The sequence below is a fragment of the Vampirovibrio sp. genome (genome assembly GCF_041737375.1).
Classification (GTDB): Bacteria; Cyanobacteriota; Vampirovibrionia; order Vampirovibrionales; family Vampirovibrionaceae; genus Vampirovibrio.
In genome coordinates this window covers 522,000-539,600 of record NZ_JBGSRV010000010.1, presented here as the reverse complement: position 1 = coordinate 539,600, position 17,601 = coordinate 522,000, and the positions used below count along the sequence as shown (strand labels likewise).

Below are 17,601 nucleotides of genomic sequence, written 5' to 3'. Positions count from 1 at the left end.
TGCACAAAGCAACCGGCTTTGCGGTTTAAAGGCAGTTTGCGCTGCGGGTTTTGCGCTTTATCGATTGCTTATAGGGAGCAATTCTCCCTGTAAGTCTGGCCGCACAATGGAAAGGGCTTCGGAGGTATCCGTGGGGCCTTCTCCCAGTGGTTCTTTTAAAGTGCTTAAGCCAATTTTACTCAGGTAGCCACTGGTGCCGCTTTGCAGGGTGTAATTGAGGAAAACCGGCTTTTCGCTGCGAAGCATCTCGTAATAAAAGTTAAATTCATTTAAATCAAGCCAGCCCACAATGCGGGGGGTGAAAGTGGCCGTTTCACTGAGATAGCCGACCACTGGGCTGCTCCAGTTTCCTGAAAAATTGGTATGAAATGCCAAGGTAATGCGGTAGTACAGGCCATGGTAAAAACGCTCGCTTTCTAAGTCCAAAACCCGTTCAAACTGGGTGCCAGAGCTAAAGCGTTGAATGGCTGTGGAGACTTTGTAATTCATAATTTCAATACTGGGCATTAAACCCCTCCCCTCTTTCGTTGATGGCGAACTGTTGGTAAGCATTGCCGTGTTAGGGCCTCACTGTCCGAAAGTAACATAGACTGTAATGCTGGAAAATTGCCTGAAAAGGGACTTTATTAATTGCGAAAAACCAGTTAAAAACGTTTTTCTGTTCGGATTTTTGGGACGCTTTGATGGGGGCCAGCGCAAGGTACTATCTCTCCAGAAAGCCGCCTGAGACAAGGTCTGGTGTTTCTGTTAATATGCCCCCATGAATACATTGCAAATAGACACAGAGCAACTGCTCCAGACTTTTTTGGACATGGTGCGTATTGACAGCCCCAGCGGTGAAGAAGACGCCTTGCGAGACTATTTAATCGATCGGGTGGCCTCAAAAGGGTTGGCGCATCATACGGATGCGGGCGGAAATCTCATTGTGGATATCCCGGCTCAGGGCTGCTCCCATTCGCAAATTCTGGTGTTTTCAGGGCATATGGATGTGGTGCCGCCTTGTCATCAAATTCAGCCCATTATCGAGGAACTGGATGGCGATCGGATGATCACCTCTGACAACACCACCGTATTGGGAGCGGATGACAAAGCGGGTTTGGCCCCTATTTTAGAGGCGGTTTTTTTCGCAATAGATCATCAATTGCCCATGCCCCAACTGCGCCTTATTTTTACCACCCGCGAGGAAGTGTTTCTGGCAGGGGCTAAAGAGCTATCGGCGGAAAGCCTGAAGGCGGATTTTGCCATTACGCTGGATCATACTGGCAAGCAGGGGGTTATTATTAATCAGGCCCCTGCTTATATCGAATTTACAATTGAGTGCAGGGGCAAAAGCGTTCATGCGGGCATTATGCCAGAGCAAGGTGTAAACGCCATTGTATTTGCCTCTCGGGTTATTTCCCAATTGCGGTTGGGGCGTATTGATGAAAATACCACCAGCAATATCGGCTTTTTAACCGGGGGCAAGGCCACCAATATAGTGCCGGATTTAACCGTCATTAAAGGCGAACTGAGAGGGCATGACCCCCTGACCCTGGAGCGGGAACTGGCTCACATTGAAAAGGTATTGGCCGATGTGACCGCCACTTTGCCGGGTACGGGTTATAAATTTCACTATCAAACCCGGTTTGATGCCTACCGGGTGGATGAAACCCATGCGGGGGTACAGCATGTGGTGAGCGCGGCCCTTAAAACGGGTCTGGAGCCTCAGTTTATCCGCACCAATGGCGGCAGCGACAACAATATTTTTGTTAAACGAGGCTTGCCCGGTGTGGTTTTGAGCGCCGGTTACATGGAGCCGCATTCTTTAAAAGAGCGGGTTCGCCTCAGTGAAATGGTGCTTTGTTGTCAATTTTTAATGAATATTTTGGAAACCTTTGCCCATGAGCCTTTTTGATCCTTCTCAGCCTGAAGCCCCTCAGGTAGGCCATTTAACCCCGCCATCCGGTTCTCATTTTGAGGAGAAAACGCTGAGCTCCCAAGTGATTCACACCGGGCGAGTGGCCAAGCTCAGGGTGGATCAGGCCTTGCATCCCAGCGGGGCCACTGTGGAGCGAGAAGTGGTGGAGCATCCCGGCGGGGTTGTGGTTTGCCCCATTCTGGATGATGGACACATTGTGTTTGTGGAGCAGTGGCGTTATCCGTTGCGACGTACCTTGTTGGAATTGCCTGCAGGCAAGCTGGACTGGACCGATGGGGTTCCTGAGGACCCGGGCGAGGCCATTCGGCGGGAACTGTGGGAAGAAACCGGGTACGAGGCCCGGCACTGGGAAGAGCTGACCTATGTGTATACCGCCCCCGGTTTTTGCGATGAAAAGCTTTGGTTGTATAAGGCCACGGGCTTACACAACGGACACAAGGCCCATCAGCCCAGCGATCAGGAGTGGCTGGACGTGATAATGCTAACCCCGGAAGTGGCCATGCGTAAAATTCGAGATCGGGAAATTGTAGACGCTAAAACGGTTGCGCTACTTTGCCTCTGTTTTCCCGGCTTGCTTTAACGCCGGGGAAAAGGCCCCCGGATTGTCGTAACCCTGAAACGCCCTCTGAATGCCATCCCAGGCGGCAAAGGTGCTAAACATGGCTGGAATTAAAATCAGTTGAGAGCCGGGTAGCCAGCAAGTGGCCAGACAAACCGCTCCGCTGACTAGCAGTTTGGTTTTAAAGTTTTTGGTAATGCCCTCTTTAACACCTTGCTTTAATCCGTTCCAGGCACCGCTTCGCTTTTGTTGGGCTGTCCAGGAGGTGTCTTTTTTCTCGTTTTCGGCTGGTTGAGGCGCTTGGGTTGTGGTTTGGTAATCTTTATAGTGCTTATGGCCTTTGTAAGCGGATAGCGCAGCTTCTACCCCAAACCATAGCGGTATGGTGACTAATTGTGAACCGGGCAGCCAACAGGTGGCTAGTGTTATGGCACCGGCAATGGCGGCATGTTGAAGCCACCATCGGGGGGTGGTTAAATCGGTTTTTAAGGCATTCCATGCGCCAGTCCAGCGGATTTTGCTGAAAACGCCGGGTTCCGCAGGAGGCTGGGCTGGCTGAGAAGCAGGGGCTTTTGTGCTTTGAGCCGTTTTCACCGGGGTGGGGTCCCCAAAGTGAAGGGAAGGCTTGCTGAGCTTTGGGGGGGCTTGCTGAGCGCTTCTTTTGGCCGGGCTGGTCAGGCAGGGGGCAGCACTGGGTGAAATGGGCAACGTCATTTGGAAAGCCCTTGCTTGGACGCCTCTTGAAGTTCTTTGAGGGCTTTTTGTGGATTCATCAGGGCGGAAACGCCTCGCAAGGTAATGCCCACCGCAAAACTGGCTGGAAACATCAATAAAGCATGGGCGTGAGGGGGAATAATAGCGGTCAGCAAGCTAAGCACAACGCCCCATAAGGCGTCATGCATCAGGGAGCGTGCTTTAAATGCTGTTTGGAAGGCGATTTTAAAGCGGTTGGGCGGTTTGGGCTCCACCGTGGTTGGGGTGCCAAACCGTACGGAATCGGTCTGGATTTCAGCCTGCTGAGGTACCTGCCTGCTCCTTTGGGGGGCCAAGGCGGGCTGGCTTTTAGAGGGTTGAGGCTGAATGGAACGCACAACAGACATGTTTAGACTCCGGTTGATGAGTGGTGAAGCTCAGGTTTAGCACTATGCTTCAACCATTAAAACCCTGTGGTTCTGATTTGTTGTCAGTGGAGGCTGCCCCAGTGTTTGATAGAGTATACGCTGGCTGTAATAAAAGCTTGGTTTATTCAATCCATGAAGGCTTAATTAAACCTTTTAAACCCCGGTAAACGCCATTAATCGTTCGGCTACCCAAGTACAGTAGCGGCAGTAAAATCAGATGCGATCCGGGAATGGCCGCGGCAAATGGCAAGGTGGCCAAAAATCCGCCAATGACATAAGCGGCATCCCATTTTTTATGCTGGGCATTGAAAAACCCGCTAAAGGCCCCTTTGCCTCCGGCTTTCAGGTGGGTCCAGGTGGTATTCCACAGTTTTTGAATGCCCTTTTTTTCCGAAGCGGGGGGATTGCCAAACCGGAGTTGCAGGGTGTCGCAATCCAGTGGTTTTGGTTTTATGGCGGCAAGGGAGGCTTGGCCAGTTGGCGCAGCAGTCCTGATAGGGTTTATGCTGGCTTTAATCACTTGAAATGGAGATGAAATGGTTGGCATGCGGTACAGTCCTGAAATTGGGAAGCTGGGGCGGTTGTGTGTAGATTAAACCTGAATCAGGCAGTCTGGTGTTAGTGGCCCTGAACGTTTATGCCTCCTTGCGGCTGGGCCGCCAAGTGGGGCATTTCGCTGTCCAGCACTGATGAATTCCGGGTGCGGGCTTTTCGCATACTCATCATGGTCTCAAAGCGGTAAAATGATAAAAGCCTGATTGATAAAAACAGTATTGATAAAAACACAGTTGGCCTTTGCGTTTCTTGCGGGGTTCACCGACCCGCCCCCGGTTGGAGGCAAACGGTTTAACAACGAATATTTAAAGGCCATTTAGTTTAGGAAAAACGTCGGAGGGTTTTGCGGCATGTCTAGCGTATCCAGTTCAGCGATCACTCGTGCGGGTTCAGCGCTTTCTATTGAGGAGCGTTTGTTTGTGGCTCTCGATTATCCCGATGCGGCCAGCGCTTTGGCATTGGCGGAGCAGTTGGCACCGCTGGGGGTGAGTTACAAAGTGGGCATGCAGTTGTTTTACGCAGAAGGCATGGCCGTGGTGCGCCAGTTGCAGCAACTGGGTAAAACGGTGTTTGTGGATTTGAAGCTGCACGATATTCCCAACACCGTGTCCGGTTCGGTGGCCTCTTTGGCCAGTCAGGGCGTGAATTTTTTGAATGTGCATACGCAGGGCGGTCCGGAGATGATGCAGGCGGCAGTTGCTTCCGCCCAAAAAGCAGCCGAACAAGGGGGGCAGCCACTGGCCAAATTAATTGGGGTCACCCTGCTGACCAGTTTGTCGAGTCAGGCGCTGGCGGAATTTTTGTTTGTGAGCGGGGTGTCTGTCAGTGAGTACGTTCTGCACCTTGCTTTGCAGGCCAAAAAGGCGGGGCTGGATGGGGTGGTTTGTTCCGCTGAAGAGGCTGCTGTCATTCGGGAAGCCTGTGGGCCGGATTTTTTACTGGTGACCCCCGGAATACGCCCATTGGGAAGTGATACAGATGATCAGGCCCGTGTAATTACCCCTGCCCAAGCCTTAAAAAATGGCGCTGATTATCTGGTGATGGGTCGGCCCATTACCGGGGCCACCGATCCGGCCAGCGCCACCCAGCGTATTCTGGATGAGATGCGTGAGGCGCTGACGTGAAAACCCTTCCCGGTCAGGATGCCCGGATAGAAGTGGTTTACCCGCACCCGGAGCATCTCATTTATGAGGACAGTACCTTTCTCATGGGCGGCATCCGCCATGCCCCTTCTGGCGCCCGGTTATGGATTAATCAAACGCCGGTTCCCGTTTCCAAACATGGTTTTTTCGCCTGGAAGGTGCCTATTCATACCGGAATGAATCCAATGCGGCTGGAAGTTCGTTTGAATGAATCCACCCCGCCTTTGGCTCAAGCATTGTTTGCCTTGCGGGGTGTTCCGCCCTTGGCGGTTTTGCCCCAACGGCCCTTAAAATTTCATGAGGAAACCATACTTCCCCAGCAGGATGTTTGGCTGACTGCGGAGGATACCTTGATGGTGGCTTGTGCGGCCAGCGAGGGTGCGCAGGTGAGCTTTACCATTCCCGGCTGGATGGAAACGCCTGTGACGGTGCCGCCGCTGCTTTCGGGCCAACCGTATCTGGATACTCGGGACGTGATATTTGCGGAAAAGCATTGGGTCAGTCAGCGTATTCCGGTTCAAGGCTATTATCAGACTCAAATTTCGGTGGCGGAACTGTTGAAACAATCCCTGCCCCCAGCGCCGTGGCCTGAAAATGCCAGCATTTTGCTGCATTTGAAATCGGAGGGGCAACCGTCTGTTCAAAAAAGCACACCGGGACGCCTGACCTTGCTTAGGCAGTCGAAACCGGCGGTGGTGCGTCAGGATCGAATGGTCACCCGTACCACCCCACCCAATGGGTCTCGTCTCTCTCCCCAACGCTTGGATACCCTGCTTTGGGTGGACGGGCTGGATCAGGGCTGGGCTAGAACCCGACTAAGCCGGGATGAGGTGTTTTACGTGCCGCTGGAAGCACTGGCCTGGTTGCCCACGGGGGCGGCTCACACGCCTGTTTCGCTGGCTTCTATCAAAACCCGGTCGTTAACGGCCACCGATTCCCAAATCAGGCTGATCTTTCATTCGCACCCGGCCAACGCCTGTCCGGTTCAGGTGGACAGCATTCCCTCAGAGCGAATGGATCGTTTGCAAGTGCGGTTGTACGGCGTTTGTGGACAGTGCGATTTTATTCACTATCCGCCGGATGATGCGGTGGTTCGTCAAATTCATTGGCGGCAGGTGGCGGAGCAAGTGCTGGAGTTGTGGATTGATTTGCGCCAGCCTTTGGCCGGTTATGAGTATGCCTGGCAGGATGGAGAATGGCAGTTCACGCTCAGAACATTGCCTAGGCAGATTGCTGAGGTGAAGGTTCTGATTGATCCCGGCCATGGCGGTACGGAATGGGGTTCTACCGGGTTGAATGGCTTGCCGGAAAAAAACTTGAACCTTACGGTGAGCCGATTGTTGAGAGATGCTTTGCTGCAAGAAGGCTTTCAGGTTTCTTTGACTCGAAACAGCGATGAAACAGTATCCTTACCTGCCCGTGGGGATAAAGTCATTGCAACGCAACCCCATGTGGTGCTGAGTTTGCACCATAACGCCTTGCCCGATGGCCGAGATCCGCTACAGGCGAAAGGGGCTTGCTGTTTTTACTATCACGCTTTTTCCAAGCCATTGGCGGAGCAATTGTTGAACGGTTTAACCGAGCCATTGGCCGGATATCAACCCGTGCCCAGTTACGGGTTGTTTTACGACAGTTTGTATATGACCCGCATTCATCAAGCCTTGGCCGTTCTGGTGGAGGTGGGCTTTTTTACCAACCCCGATGAGTTTGAACGCTTGATTCAGCCTGAGTTCCAAAAGCAGGCCGCCCAAAGGCTAGCCAGCGCTTTACGCCAGTTTTGTCTGCAAGCTTGAAAATGGCTCAGACAGCCTCTTCGGCCATGAGCGCTTTGGCCGGTTCGGCGGCAATATCTCGTCGGTAATACTTGCCTTCAAAGTGAATTTGATCGGCGATTTCATATGCTTTGGCTCGTGCTTCTTCCAGCGTTTGGCCCAATGCGGTAATGTTTAGCACCCGTCCACCGGCGGTGACTTGGCTTTGATCGGGCAGCACCCGGGTTCCGGCGTGGAAAATATGCACATCGTTGGATACATGGGCGGGGATCGAAATGGGCTTGCCGCTTTCATAAGGCCCTGGATAGCCGGCTGCGGTTAGCACAACGGTAATGGCGCACTGGTTGGGCTTAAATTGCAGGCCGGTGGCGGCGTATTGGTCCAGCTTGCCCTCTACGGTGGCTAGTATTAAATCCACCAAATCTTCATTTAACAAGGGTAAAACCACTTGGGTTTCCGGGTCGCCAAAGCGGGCGTTGAATTCTACTACTTTAGGCTCTCCTGCGGGGGAAATCATTAATCCGGCATAAAGAATGCCTCTGTAATTAATGCCCTTGGCTTGTAAGGCCTGTAGGGTGGGTTTTAAAACGTCTTGCTGAACCCGGTCAATCAGCGCTTGAGAGGCCAGAGGGACGGGGGCGTAAGCGCCCATGCCGCCCGTGTTGGGGCCAGTGTTTCCTTCGCCTGCTTTTTTGTAATCCTGGGCGGCAATGCAGGGCAGCACGGTTTTTCCATCGCAAAAAGCCAAAATGGAAAGTTCCTGGCCTTGCATAAACTCTTCAATCACCACCGGCATTTCTTTTTGAAAGGCCGCCTGAATGGCCAGCTCTGCTCCGTGCCGGTTTTGGGCGATGGTGACCCCTTTTCCGGCAGCCAAACCATCTTCTTTAATCACATAGGGGGCCTGAAATTCATCCAGACTTTGCAGGGCCATGGCTTGGGTGGTGCAAAAACGATAGCCTGCGGTCGGAATGTTGGCCTCGGCCATTAAATCTTTGGCGAACACTTTGCTGGATTCCATTTGGGCTCCCGCTTGATCGGGGCCAAAAATTTTCAGCCCCTTTTCCCGAAAGCGATCCACAATCCCCAGTGAAAGCGGTAATTCTGGCCCCACAATGGTTAAATCAATCTGCTCTCGTTCGGCAAAAAGCAGCAGGCCGTTCAGGTCGCTCATTTCAATGTCCAGCCTTTGTCCCAGTGCCTGCATGCCGGGGTTGCCCTGGGCAAAGTAAAGTTGTGGCTGGTGTCTGCTTTGGGACAGCGACCAGGCCAGGGCGTGTTCACGACCGCCGTTGCCGATGAGAAGTATTTTCATGGGGACACCCGTCAATATCTTGAGAAACAACCGGCTCATCATACCCATAAAGCGGTGGTCTGTTAATAGATAAGCGGGAATCTTCCTCAAAAAATAGAATAATTAGCGGTATGGTTTAAAAAAAAATATTAGTATTCTAGCAATAACTGACTGGAGGCGTTTTAGTAATGACAACAGCAATCTTTTATTTTAACGAACGCTAAATTTTAAGCAGTTGGCTTTTAATTTGAATTAAATGCAGCGATCACTATCAAGGCAAGGAGCATATCCCTATGTCCATCACCCCTATTGCACAACGATTGAGCCGATATAGCCTAAAAACAATTAAGCGGGCCAATCCTGAAAACTTACAAAAAATCAAGGCTGCTTTTGGCAAAATGTCTGAAGAGCCTATACTTCAAGATGCAAAAGCCCAATTTGATGTGGTGGTTCCCAAGTTTGGGAAAAAAGAACAGATTCGGGTAACCAGTGATCCGGTAGAGGGGCAAAAACACCCCAGCATTAAGGCCACTTTTTCCAGAGGTCGGGAAAAGATTGAAACCTACGCAGAAGACGCTGCTCAGATAGGACACGCATTTGGTGACCTGTTGAGTGCTGAAGTGCGCAGTCCGCACCTGAGCCCTCAATTTATTTTAAAATCCGGGAATCGGGTTACTCAAAAAACTTGCGACCGTTACAATGATGTCTTGAGGGCTGTCATTTCTGAGCAAAATGAGCCTGTTCTGGGCGCATTGGCCAATCAGGGCCTTAATGCCAAAGTGCTGAAAAATGGTCAATTTAGAATTAAACAGGCTACAGCCGAAGGTAAATCAATCAGTTCACTCAAGCTCAATAAAAGAAGCAAGCAAAATTATCAGGAATTTGTGAACGATGGGGTTCAATATGCTCAATTGCTTTCTCAACCCCTGCCCCATGTTAGCCCAAGATTGGCCTTGAAAAATAATCGGCTGCAAAACGTGGTAGCCAAAGATGGTTTTGAGAAATATGAGAAGGTCAATAAATTATTTGCTGACCATCAGGCTGCCTTTAATAGCTTGCAGCAGATTGAAAATGCCGCCTTTAAAGTAAAGGGAACCGGTCAGCTTAAAATAACGGACGCTCAAAAACGGTCTTATGTGGTTGACCCCAATAAATCCTCTAATTTTGAACAATTTTTTGAGGACGGTTTGGCGTTTGCCAACAAAGCGGCCCACAAAAACGAGCATATCAGCACGGGCTTGATGACCAAAAAACGCTTTGGGCTTAACCGGAAGATTGATTTGAAAGGCATGAAAAAATTTGATGAAGCCTCTGAGTTCTTTGCCGCCAATCAACCCCTTTTGACTGAGCTGAAAGACGCTGGCGTTCTGGTGAAGCTGCGGCATAATGGTAAACTCCGAATTATTCGTCAGGATGCAGGGCGTCAGGTCTTCAAAAAAGAGTTGACCCATGCAAAAGGCCAGTCGATGCAGGATTTCCTTCAGGCCGGTTTGAATCAGGCGAATATGGTTGCTGAAGCGACTGTGCCCGCAAAAAAACCAGGCATTTTGAGTGGCCTTACCCCCAAGAAACAGGCCCCTCAGCCCCCAGTCGTGGAGCGGGTATTATCCTCCGAGATTCAGCCTGCACCGGTACAACAGGCTGACGTGCAAGCCTCATCTATTTTAGAGGCCGCCTTGGAATTACCTCAATCCGGTCTTTTTGGAGGTTATCTGCAGTCTGGTTTCCAAGGGATTAGAAAGTTTTTGGGTGTCTGATTTCAATTTGAAGTAAGCCACCAACGAAAAACCCGGCTATTGATTTGGCCGGGTTTTTTAATGGAAAGGTCAGGAAGAGTTGCTGGCTAAAACAATGAATCCAGTTTATTTTTGAGGGCTTGGACCGATTGATTGTTGAGGAGGATTAAATCCCAGTCCGTTACCGTGTCCAATTCATTTTCAGTGGGATCGTTTTCACTGACAATATGGCCTCGGGTGGCTCGAATGGCCCGGTCGGCTTCCAGCCGGATTAAAAAGGCACCCTTTTGCTTCAATAAATCATACTCGCGCTTCAGGCGCATATCTGAAATTAAAAGGTTTCCGGGTTGGGTCAGCACCTGTTTTAGCCAGTAATCGGGGTCTGTGGCCCGTCGTTGGTTGCCAAGGGCAATCAGGCCCGGTCGGTGCTGGGCTTTGTTGGCTTCCAGCGCTTCCAGGGTTAAGTGGTGCTGGTTGGCGTATTCCATTTTAATGGCCAAAGCCAGTGGCGTTTTACGAAATGCCGGTAAGCGGGCCAAAATCAGATCGGCCAAAACATCTTTGCCGCTGTACTGCTTGCCGGAAATGGCAATAATGCGACTTTCACGAAGAGATTTTGCCGGGTTGCCTGTTTCATTCATCTTTCCATTATCATAGAGAAGTCGTTTGTTTTACCAGCCAATCATTGGGAAAGTGGAATCGCCATGTTTTTTACTGACGAGCAAACCAGTATCCGGGATTTGGCCCGCGATTTTGTAGCGCGGGAACTCAAGCCAGTCGTGAAACAGCTGGAAACCGGCGATTTGGGTATTTTGAAAGATTTATGGGCCAAAATGGCTGAAACCGGCTTAACCAGCTTGCCTTTTGCAGAGGCGTATGGCGGGGCCGCTGTGGATAGTCTGTCTTATTTTTTGGTGCTGGAAGAAATCGCCAAGGTGTCCGCGGCGCTAGCTACCTCGTTATCGGTGCATGTGTCCCTGGCGGGGTTGCCCATTCAGTATTATGGAACGGCTGAGCAAAAGCAGCATTATTTACCAGATTTGGTCAGCGGGCAAAAAATTGGGGCTTTTGCCCTCACCGAACCCAATGCGGGCAGCGATGCTGGCGCCGGGTTGACCACGGCGGTTAAAGACGGTCAGGATTACGTTTTGAACGGTTCCAAGCTGTTTATTACCAATGCCCTGATTGGTCATGTGTTTATTGCCACCGCCCGAACCGATGACAAAACGCCCGGCCCCAAAGGGCTTTCCGCCTTTATAATTGAGCGAGACACCCCCGGTATGACCATTGCCAAAGGGGATGAAAAAATGGGCTTGCTGGGTGGTGATTGGGGAGAGCTGCACTTTGACAATTGCCGCATTTCAGCCAGTCAGCGCCTTTCTGAGGAAGGCCAAGGCTTTAAGCTGTTTATGAAAAGCCTGAACATTGGCCGGATTAGCATTGGGGCCATTTCCCTGGGGCTGGCGGAAGCCTGTTTGGAAGCGTCTATTCAGTACGCCAAGGAGCGACAGCAGTTTAACAGGCCCATTGCCAACTTTCAGGCCATTCAGTTCAAGCTGGCAGACATGGCGCTGAAGATTGAAGCAGCCCGAAATCTGGTGTACAATGCGGCTCGTCTGAAGGAGGCTGGCAAGGACTTCGCTTTGGAGGCTTCCATGGCCAAGTTGTATGCTTCAGAAATGTGTAACCAGTGCGCCAGTGAAGCGGTTCAGATTTTCGGTGGCTATGGCTACACCAAGGATTTCCCGGTGGAGCGTTACTTTAGAGACGCTCGGGTGATGTCGCTGTTTGAAGGCACCAGCGAAATTCAACGCACCATTATCGCCAAGCATTTGCTCAGCTAGTTTCAATTCGGTTACGGGGCCTTCCTGAGGCATCAGGCTTGAGACAATATTTAGAATTGAGAAACGCTAAGCATTTAGAAATACGCCAGATTTAGAAATAAAGGATTTAATTCCGTGGAAACCACACAAAGCAATCTCAGGCAGGAACTGGAAGCCGTTCGACAAGAAGCGCAAGCCGCTTTGCGAGCGGCAGGCAGCAAAGAGTCCCTGGAAGCGGTTCGTATTGAATATTTGGGTCGTAAGGGTCGGATTACCGGCATGATGCGAGGCTTGAAAGATGTAACCCCTGAAGAGCGCCCTTTGGTAGGGGCTTTGGCCAATGAAATTCAGGAAGCTTTGGCTCAGGAACTGGAAGTCAAGCTGGAGGGTTATGTTCAGGCGGAAATTGCCGAAAAGCTGAAGGCGGAAACCATTGATGTCACCATGCCCGGAACCTACCGTCCGGCAGGGGGGCAGCACCCCATTACCCGTACCATTGAGGACATTTGCGCCATTTTTGCCGGAATGGGCTTTGAGACCATTGATGATGATTTTTGCCCGGAAGTGGAAACCGATTTTTACAACTTTGATGCGTTAAACTTCCCCGAACACCACCCGGCCAGAGACATGCAGGACACTTACTATACGGATGTGGCCAGCAACGTGCTGCTGCGTTCTCAAACCTCCAACGCCCAAATTCGATATATGGAAAATCATCCGCTGCCCATCCGGGTGGTTTCACCAGGCCGGGTTTACCGTAATGAAGAGGTGAACAGCCGGAAGTTCGTTTTGTTTCACCAGTTGGAAGGCTTACTGGTGGATGACAACGTGCGTTTTTCAGACCTGAAAGGCATTTTACACGAGTTTACCCGTCAGTTTTTTGGCGGAGAGCGCCCTACCCGGTTTCGTACCAGCTTTTTCCCCTTCACTGAGCCTAGCGCCGAGGTGGATGTGCAATGTATTTTCTGTGAAGGCAAGGGATGTCATGTGTGCAGCCGTACGGGCTGGCTGGAAGTTTTGGGCGCCGGTATGGTGGACCCCAACGTGCTGCGAAACGTCAATATCGATCCTGAAAAATACAACGGTTTCGCCTTCGGGATGGGCATTGAGCGGCTGGCCATGCTGAAGTATTCCATTAATGATATCCGCCTGTTTTTCAACAACGACCTGCGGTTTCTCAACCAGTTTAAAGGGCTTTAATCATGCGTGTTTCTCTGGAATGGTTAAACGATTATGTGGATATCACCGGGCTAACCCCGCAAGAAATCGCCAGTTCCCTGACCAATTCGGGTCTGGAAGTGGAAGGCATTGAATACATTGGCCCCAAGTTTAACGGGGTGGTGGTTGGCAAGGTGCTGTCGCTTGCCCCGCATCCCAACGCGGATAAATTGAGACTGGTTACTGTGAGTTTGGGAGCCACACAAACCCAGGTGGTTTGCGGCGCGCCCAATGTGCGGGAAGGCATTTTGATTGCCTTTGCCCAGGAAGGGGCCTCGGTCATCAGCCGTAAGGATAACAGTCTGTTTCAGCTGGGTCGGGCTAAAATTCGTGGCGTGGAATCAGCAGGCATGGTTTGTTCTCTGGATGAACTGGGGCTGGAAACCCTGTATGAAAAGCGGGAAGATGGCATTTGGCCCCTGGATGGTTTGGCCAGCGAGGCGCAACTGGGGCAGGATTTAAAAACGGTGTTGAATCTTCAGGGCGATGTGGTGCTGGAAATTGCGCCCACCGCCAACCGGGGCGATCAAATGTCCATGATTGGCGTGGCCCGTGAAGTGGCCGCCTTGTTTGATCGCACTCTGACCTTGCCAGTCTGGACGGAGTCCAAACCCGGTGGGCAGTCGGAAATTTTAATTCAGTTGAGCGATTTTAAGGTGTGCCGCTATTATGCGGGCGCTACGTTAAGCCAAGTCAAGGTGGGTGCGGCTCCCGACTGGATGAGCCGTCGCTTGCTGGCGGCCGGTGTGCGCTCTATCAGCAATGTGGTAGATATTACCAACTACGTCATGCTGGAAATGGGCCAGCCGCTGCACGCTTTCGATCAGGCCAAGCTGACCCCCAAGGGCCGGGTGGATGTACGCTACGCCCAAGATGCTGAAAAGCTGACCACGCTGGATGACGTGGAGCGGGTGCTTACACCCGACTCTGTGGTGATTGCCATGAACGATCAGCCGGTGGCCATGGCGGGCTTGATGGGTGGGGCTAGCACCGAAATGGATGACCAGTCCAACAGCCTGTTTCTGGAAGCGGCCTGGTTTGAACCGGCTGCCATTCGCAAAAGCGCCAAATCGGTGGGGCTTCGCTCAGAGGCATCTGCCCGGTTTGAGCGGGGTGTGGACATTGAAAATTGCCGCAAAGCGATGCTGCGAGCAGTGGCCCTGCTGCAACAGCATGCGGGCGCTGAATTCACCGCTTTGGTAGAATCCCCCCTGCCAGAGCAGGTTGAACAGAGCATCACCTTGCACTATCAGCGCCTTGAAAACATATTGGGCCTGTCCATTCCGACAGCGGCTATTCACACCATTCTTCAAAAACTGGGCTTCGGCGTACGGGAGTCTGAAGGACAAGAAGGCGTTTTGGTTTCCGTGCCGTCTTTCCGTCAGGAAGACGTGAGCCGTGAGATTGACGTGATTGAGGAAGTGATCCGCATTTACGGATACGACAAAGTGCCTTATACCTTGCCGCAAAAAACCGGCACCAGCATGCCTTCCCTGCGGGCTCGCATGGTAAAATCCCTTGCGGAAGCGCTGCGAGGGCAGGGTCTGCAGGAAGTGATGACCACCTCTTTAATTGGGCAAACCTTGCTGGATAAAACCGGCTTTGGGGTGAACCCCGATCAACTGGTTTCCGTTCTCAATTCCCATTCCTCCGATCACACCCTGATGCGGCAGTCCTTGCTGCCCAATATTCTGGAGGTGGCCAAGTTCAATCAGGCTCAGGGTAACGAGGATGTTTGGATTTATGAACTGGGACGCACTTATTTCAAGCTGGGCAAGGCCAACTTAAAAAATTCGGGCGTGGCCGAGCGCTTGTGTCTGGGTGGGCTGATAACGGGTTCTGCCGCTGTGGGCGAATGGCACCGCAAAGAGCCCGCTGATTTCTATTTGCTGAAAGGCATTTTGGAAAACCTGTTTGGCCACTTGAATTTGGACAAGCAGTTGAGTTTTGCGCCCGTTACAGACGTGCGTCACTTGCACCCGGGTAAGTCCGCCAGCGTTTTTCTGGGGGAGAAGCCTAAGGAAATTGGCTGGATTGGCGAACTGCACCCGGAAGTGCGGAAAACCATGAAGTTCAGGCACCCGGTGTATGTATTTGAGTTGAATGTGGAAACTATTTATAAGGCGCTTAAGCAAATTCGCCAAGTAACTCAGGCGGTTGAAATATCCCATTTCCCGGCCATGAAACGGGATATGGCGTTTCTGGCGCCCAACACGCTTAAAAATAACGAAGTGCTGGCGGTTTTAAACGCCGTTCAGGAACCTTTGCTGCGTCAGGTGGAACTGTTTGACGAGTACCGCTCGGAACAGTTGGGCGCGGATAAGCGCAGTTTGGCTTATCGGCTCACCTTTCAGTCCAGCGAAGCCACCATGACGGATGCGGATATTGATCAGCGGCTGAATCAGCTGAAAGACACCCTGGCCAAACAGCTGCCGGTTCATTTTCGTTAAGTAGTCCGTTAAAAATCGGTTTGTTTGGACTGAATGGGTATGGCTTGAAACTGGAATGCCTGTTTCAGGTTAAAGCTGGCCGCACTGGTAATTAGCTCTTTGACGCTTCGAAAATCGGCAGCCGCTTCAGAGCAGCGGAGTTGATCCTGCAAAAAATAGTGGCTGCTTCGGTAGCGCTTATCGCAGGGAAGATTCGTTTTTTCTGAAGAATGTTCCATCAATGATCTCTACTCCACGGTATTTGCGTTTTTTATGATTCCCTTGTAAATGCACTAACGGATTTGAGGGGCTTCTTGGCGATAGTTTGTAAGGTGATGTAAATTAGTTGTTTTTATATTAAATTGATTGAGCTTGATTTTTCAATCCTCTGCCCGGAGACTCTCAAGCTTTTGTCGTGTTTTTGCTAATCTAGTGTAATGACCGCTTTTTCTTATCAACTGCAGGCCACTCAAAACAACGCACGGGCTGGCCTTTTAAAAACCCCCCACGGCGATGTTCACACCCCGGTTTTTATGCCGGTAGGGACACATTCCGCGGTGCGAACCCTCACCTGGCCGCAGGTGGCGGATACGGGCGCGGAAATCGTGCTGTCCAACTCGTATCACTTGTACCTACGGCCCGGTCACGAGCTGGTGGAAAAAGCAGGCGGGTTGCATCAGTGGATGAACTGGCATAAGCCCATTCTCACTGATTCCGGTGGATTTCAGGTGTTCAGTCTGGCCAAGCACCGGGATATTACCCCGGAAGGCGTTTTCTTTAAAGATTTGGTAGATGGTAAAAAGCATTTTATGGGCCCCAAGGAATCCATGCGCATTCAAAACGCGTTGGGGGCCGATATTATTATGGCCTTTGATGAATGCCCACCGGGAGCGGCCAACTACGATTACGCCAAAAAATCGCTGGAAATGACCAATCGCTGGCTGGAAACCTGTTTTGAGCATCATTCCCGACCCGATCAAGCCTTGTTCCCCATTGTGCAGGGTTCGGTTTACGAGGATTTACGGATTCAAAGCGTGGATTTCGTTTCCCAGTTTGACGCAGTGGGCTTTGCCATTGGCGGGGTCAGCGTGGGAGAAACCAAAATGCAGATGAATCAGGTGGTTTCCTTTACCGCGCCTCGGATGCCAGCCAATAAGCCCCGTTATCTCATGGGGGTGGGAACCCCGGAGGACCTGCTAGAGGGCATACGCCACGGCATTGATATGTTTGATTGCGTGATGCCGACCCGAGTGGCCCGTCACGGCTCGTTTTTTACGCCCTACGGTAAAAAAATTATTCGTAACGCCGAGTTTAAAGAAGACTTTGCCCCCCTGGTCGAAGATTGCGCCTGCTATACCTGCCAAAATCACAGTCGGGCCTATTTAAAGCATATTTACCGCATGGGGGAAACCACTGCGGCCACTTTGCTGAGCATCCATAATATTTATTCGCTGGTATCCTTGGCCCAAGAGGCTCGCAGGCAAATTATAGCGGGGACATTCGAGGACTTTTATCAGGAACGGCTGGCCTTGATGGGGCAAAAGCCAAGCACGGCTTCTGCCAGTTGATATAATGAACGTATTTCAAGAAGCGGACTGAACCAATTCATGCGGGAACAGGACAAGCCAGAACCCACCATCTATCCATCGGCTCCATTTTGCGAACTGCCACCCATTGAGGGGGAGCGACGCAAAGAACAGGATCGCCGTTCCATGGAGCGCCAGGGCAAATATGATCGCCGTCGCAATCGTTGTGTGCACTGCCTTCACTTTCAGGAAGAGGCGGAAGCGGGAAAAGGGCTTTGTCAGTTTCACCATGTGGAAATGACCGCTTATGCCTTTGCCTGCCCCAATTTCGATCCCTTACCACCTGCGGAAGGCCGCAAGCTTTAACGGTGCGCTGGCAGAGCATGGGGCCAAGTTGGCGGGCCTGCCTGTATTTCATCCCATCTTTTTTTGAGATACAACCTTAAAATATAGCCTTGAAATGCAATTTTAAAACATAGTCAAAGTAAACCAGTTTTGAGTAAACGAA

At 51.3% G+C, this 17,601-nt stretch carries 17 protein-coding genes; 10 read left to right on the top strand and 7 right to left on the bottom strand.

The genetic code is table 11. The features are described from left to right. Window positions 1-57: 57 nt before the first annotated feature. The gene (locus ACEW81_RS07495; protein WP_373532348.1) at window positions 58-507 is read right to left on the bottom strand and encodes a hypothetical protein; all 450 of its coding nucleotides are present in this window, start codon (window positions 505-507) and stop codon (window positions 58-60) included. A 253-nt stretch (window positions 508-760) separates the two neighbouring features. Between ACEW81_RS07495 and ACEW81_RS07490 the strand changes: the two genes are divergently transcribed. Continuing rightward, window positions 761-1,894: a M20/M25/M40 family metallo-hydrolase gene (locus ACEW81_RS07490; RefSeq protein ID WP_373532347.1), complete on the top strand. Its 1,134-nt coding sequence runs from the start codon at window positions 761-763 to the stop codon at window positions 1,892-1,894. Then, window positions 1,881-2,498 (top strand): NUDIX domain-containing protein, encoded by a 618-nt coding sequence (locus ACEW81_RS07485; protein WP_373532346.1) that lies wholly within the window; start codon window positions 1,881-1,883, stop codon window positions 2,496-2,498. Before ACEW81_RS07490 ends, ACEW81_RS07485 begins: the two co-directional genes overlap by 14 nt. On the opposite strand, the gene ACEW81_RS07480 is transcribed toward ACEW81_RS07485, so the two are convergent. The 3 genes from ACEW81_RS07480 to ACEW81_RS07470 all read right to left on the bottom strand — a co-directional run bounded on the left by ACEW81_RS07480 (window position 2,466) and on the right by ACEW81_RS07470 (window position 4,145). Beyond that, a complete protein-coding gene (locus tag ACEW81_RS07480) occupies window positions 2,466-3,191 on the bottom strand; it encodes a hypothetical protein (RefSeq protein WP_373532345.1) in 726 nt (241 codons plus the stop codon). The genes ACEW81_RS07485 and ACEW81_RS07480 overlap by 33 nt on opposite strands. After that, a complete protein-coding gene (locus ACEW81_RS07475) occupies window positions 3,188-3,577 on the bottom strand; it encodes a hypothetical protein (RefSeq protein ID WP_373532344.1) in 390 nt (129 codons plus the stop codon). The genes ACEW81_RS07480 and ACEW81_RS07475 overlap by 4 nt, the downstream gene beginning before the upstream one ends. Before the next feature lie 142 nt (window positions 3,578-3,719). Beyond that, a complete protein-coding gene (locus ACEW81_RS07470) occupies window positions 3,720-4,145 on the bottom strand; it encodes a hypothetical protein (protein WP_373532343.1) in 426 nt (141 codons plus the stop codon). Window positions 4,146-4,503: 358 nt separating this feature from the next. Here ACEW81_RS07470 and pyrF point away from each other — a divergent pair, with 358 nt between their 5' ends. Beyond that, the gene (gene pyrF / locus ACEW81_RS07465; protein ID WP_373532342.1) at window positions 4,504-5,277 is read left to right on the top strand and encodes an orotidine-5'-phosphate decarboxylase; all 774 of its coding nucleotides are present in this window, start codon (window positions 4,504-4,506) and stop codon (window positions 5,275-5,277) included. Further along, the gene (locus ACEW81_RS07460; protein ID WP_373532341.1) at window positions 5,274-7,088 is read left to right on the top strand and encodes an N-acetylmuramoyl-L-alanine amidase family protein; all 1,815 of its coding nucleotides are present in this window, start codon (window positions 5,274-5,276) and stop codon (window positions 7,086-7,088) included. Before pyrF ends, ACEW81_RS07460 begins: the two co-directional genes overlap by 4 nt. Before the next feature lie 7 nt (window positions 7,089-7,095). Here the strand turns inward: ACEW81_RS07460 and purD are convergent, their stop codons facing one another. Next, complete coding sequence (purD, locus tag ACEW81_RS07455; protein WP_373532340.1) at window positions 7,096-8,382, bottom strand: phosphoribosylamine--glycine ligase; 1,287 nt, start codon at window positions 8,380-8,382, stop codon at window positions 7,096-7,098. A gap of 272 nt (window positions 8,383-8,654) precedes the next feature. On the opposite strand from purD, the gene ACEW81_RS07450 reads away from it, so the two are divergent. Next, a complete protein-coding gene (locus ACEW81_RS07450) occupies window positions 8,655-10,118 on the top strand; it encodes a hypothetical protein (RefSeq protein ID WP_373532339.1) in 1,464 nt (487 codons plus the stop codon). Window positions 10,119-10,204: 86 nt separating this feature from the next. On the opposite strand, the gene ACEW81_RS07445 is transcribed toward ACEW81_RS07450, so the two are convergent. Continuing rightward, complete coding sequence (locus tag ACEW81_RS07445) at window positions 10,205-10,738, bottom strand: hypothetical protein (RefSeq protein ID WP_373532338.1); 534 nt, start codon at window positions 10,736-10,738, stop codon at window positions 10,205-10,207. A 63-nt stretch (window positions 10,739-10,801) separates the two neighbouring features. On the opposite strand from ACEW81_RS07445, the gene ACEW81_RS07440 reads away from it, so the two are divergent. The 3 genes from ACEW81_RS07440 to pheT all read left to right on the top strand — a co-directional run bounded on the left by ACEW81_RS07440 (window position 10,802) and on the right by pheT (window position 15,588). Beyond that, window positions 10,802-11,941: an acyl-CoA dehydrogenase family protein gene (locus tag ACEW81_RS07440; protein ID WP_373532337.1), complete on the top strand. Its 1,140-nt coding sequence runs from the start codon at window positions 10,802-10,804 to the stop codon at window positions 11,939-11,941. A 114-nt stretch (window positions 11,942-12,055) separates the two neighbouring features. After that, window positions 12,056-13,120: a phenylalanine--tRNA ligase subunit alpha gene (gene pheS, locus ACEW81_RS07435; RefSeq protein ID WP_373532336.1), complete on the top strand. Its 1,065-nt coding sequence runs from the start codon at window positions 12,056-12,058 to the stop codon at window positions 13,118-13,120. Window positions 13,121-13,122: 2 nt separating this feature from the next. Beyond that, entirely contained in the window at window positions 13,123-15,588 is a 2,466-nt protein-coding gene (gene pheT / locus ACEW81_RS07430; protein WP_373532335.1) for a phenylalanine--tRNA ligase subunit beta, read from the top strand. Between the two features lie 8 nt (window positions 15,589-15,596). On the opposite strand, the gene ACEW81_RS07425 is transcribed toward pheT, so the two are convergent. Then, entirely contained in the window at window positions 15,597-15,806 is a 210-nt protein-coding gene (locus ACEW81_RS07425) for a hypothetical protein (RefSeq protein ID WP_373532334.1), read from the bottom strand. A 198-nt stretch (window positions 15,807-16,004) separates the two neighbouring features. On the opposite strand from ACEW81_RS07425, the gene tgt reads away from it, so the two are divergent. Both tgt and ACEW81_RS07415 read left to right on the top strand, forming a co-directional pair. Then, a complete protein-coding gene (gene tgt, locus ACEW81_RS07420) occupies window positions 16,005-17,135 on the top strand; it encodes a tRNA guanosine(34) transglycosylase Tgt (protein ID WP_373532333.1) in 1,131 nt (376 codons plus the stop codon). A gap of 39 nt (window positions 17,136-17,174) precedes the next feature. Beyond that, a complete protein-coding gene (locus tag ACEW81_RS07415) occupies window positions 17,175-17,459 on the top strand; it encodes a hypothetical protein (protein ID WP_373532332.1) in 285 nt (94 codons plus the stop codon). Window positions 17,460-17,601 lie beyond the last annotated feature (142 nt).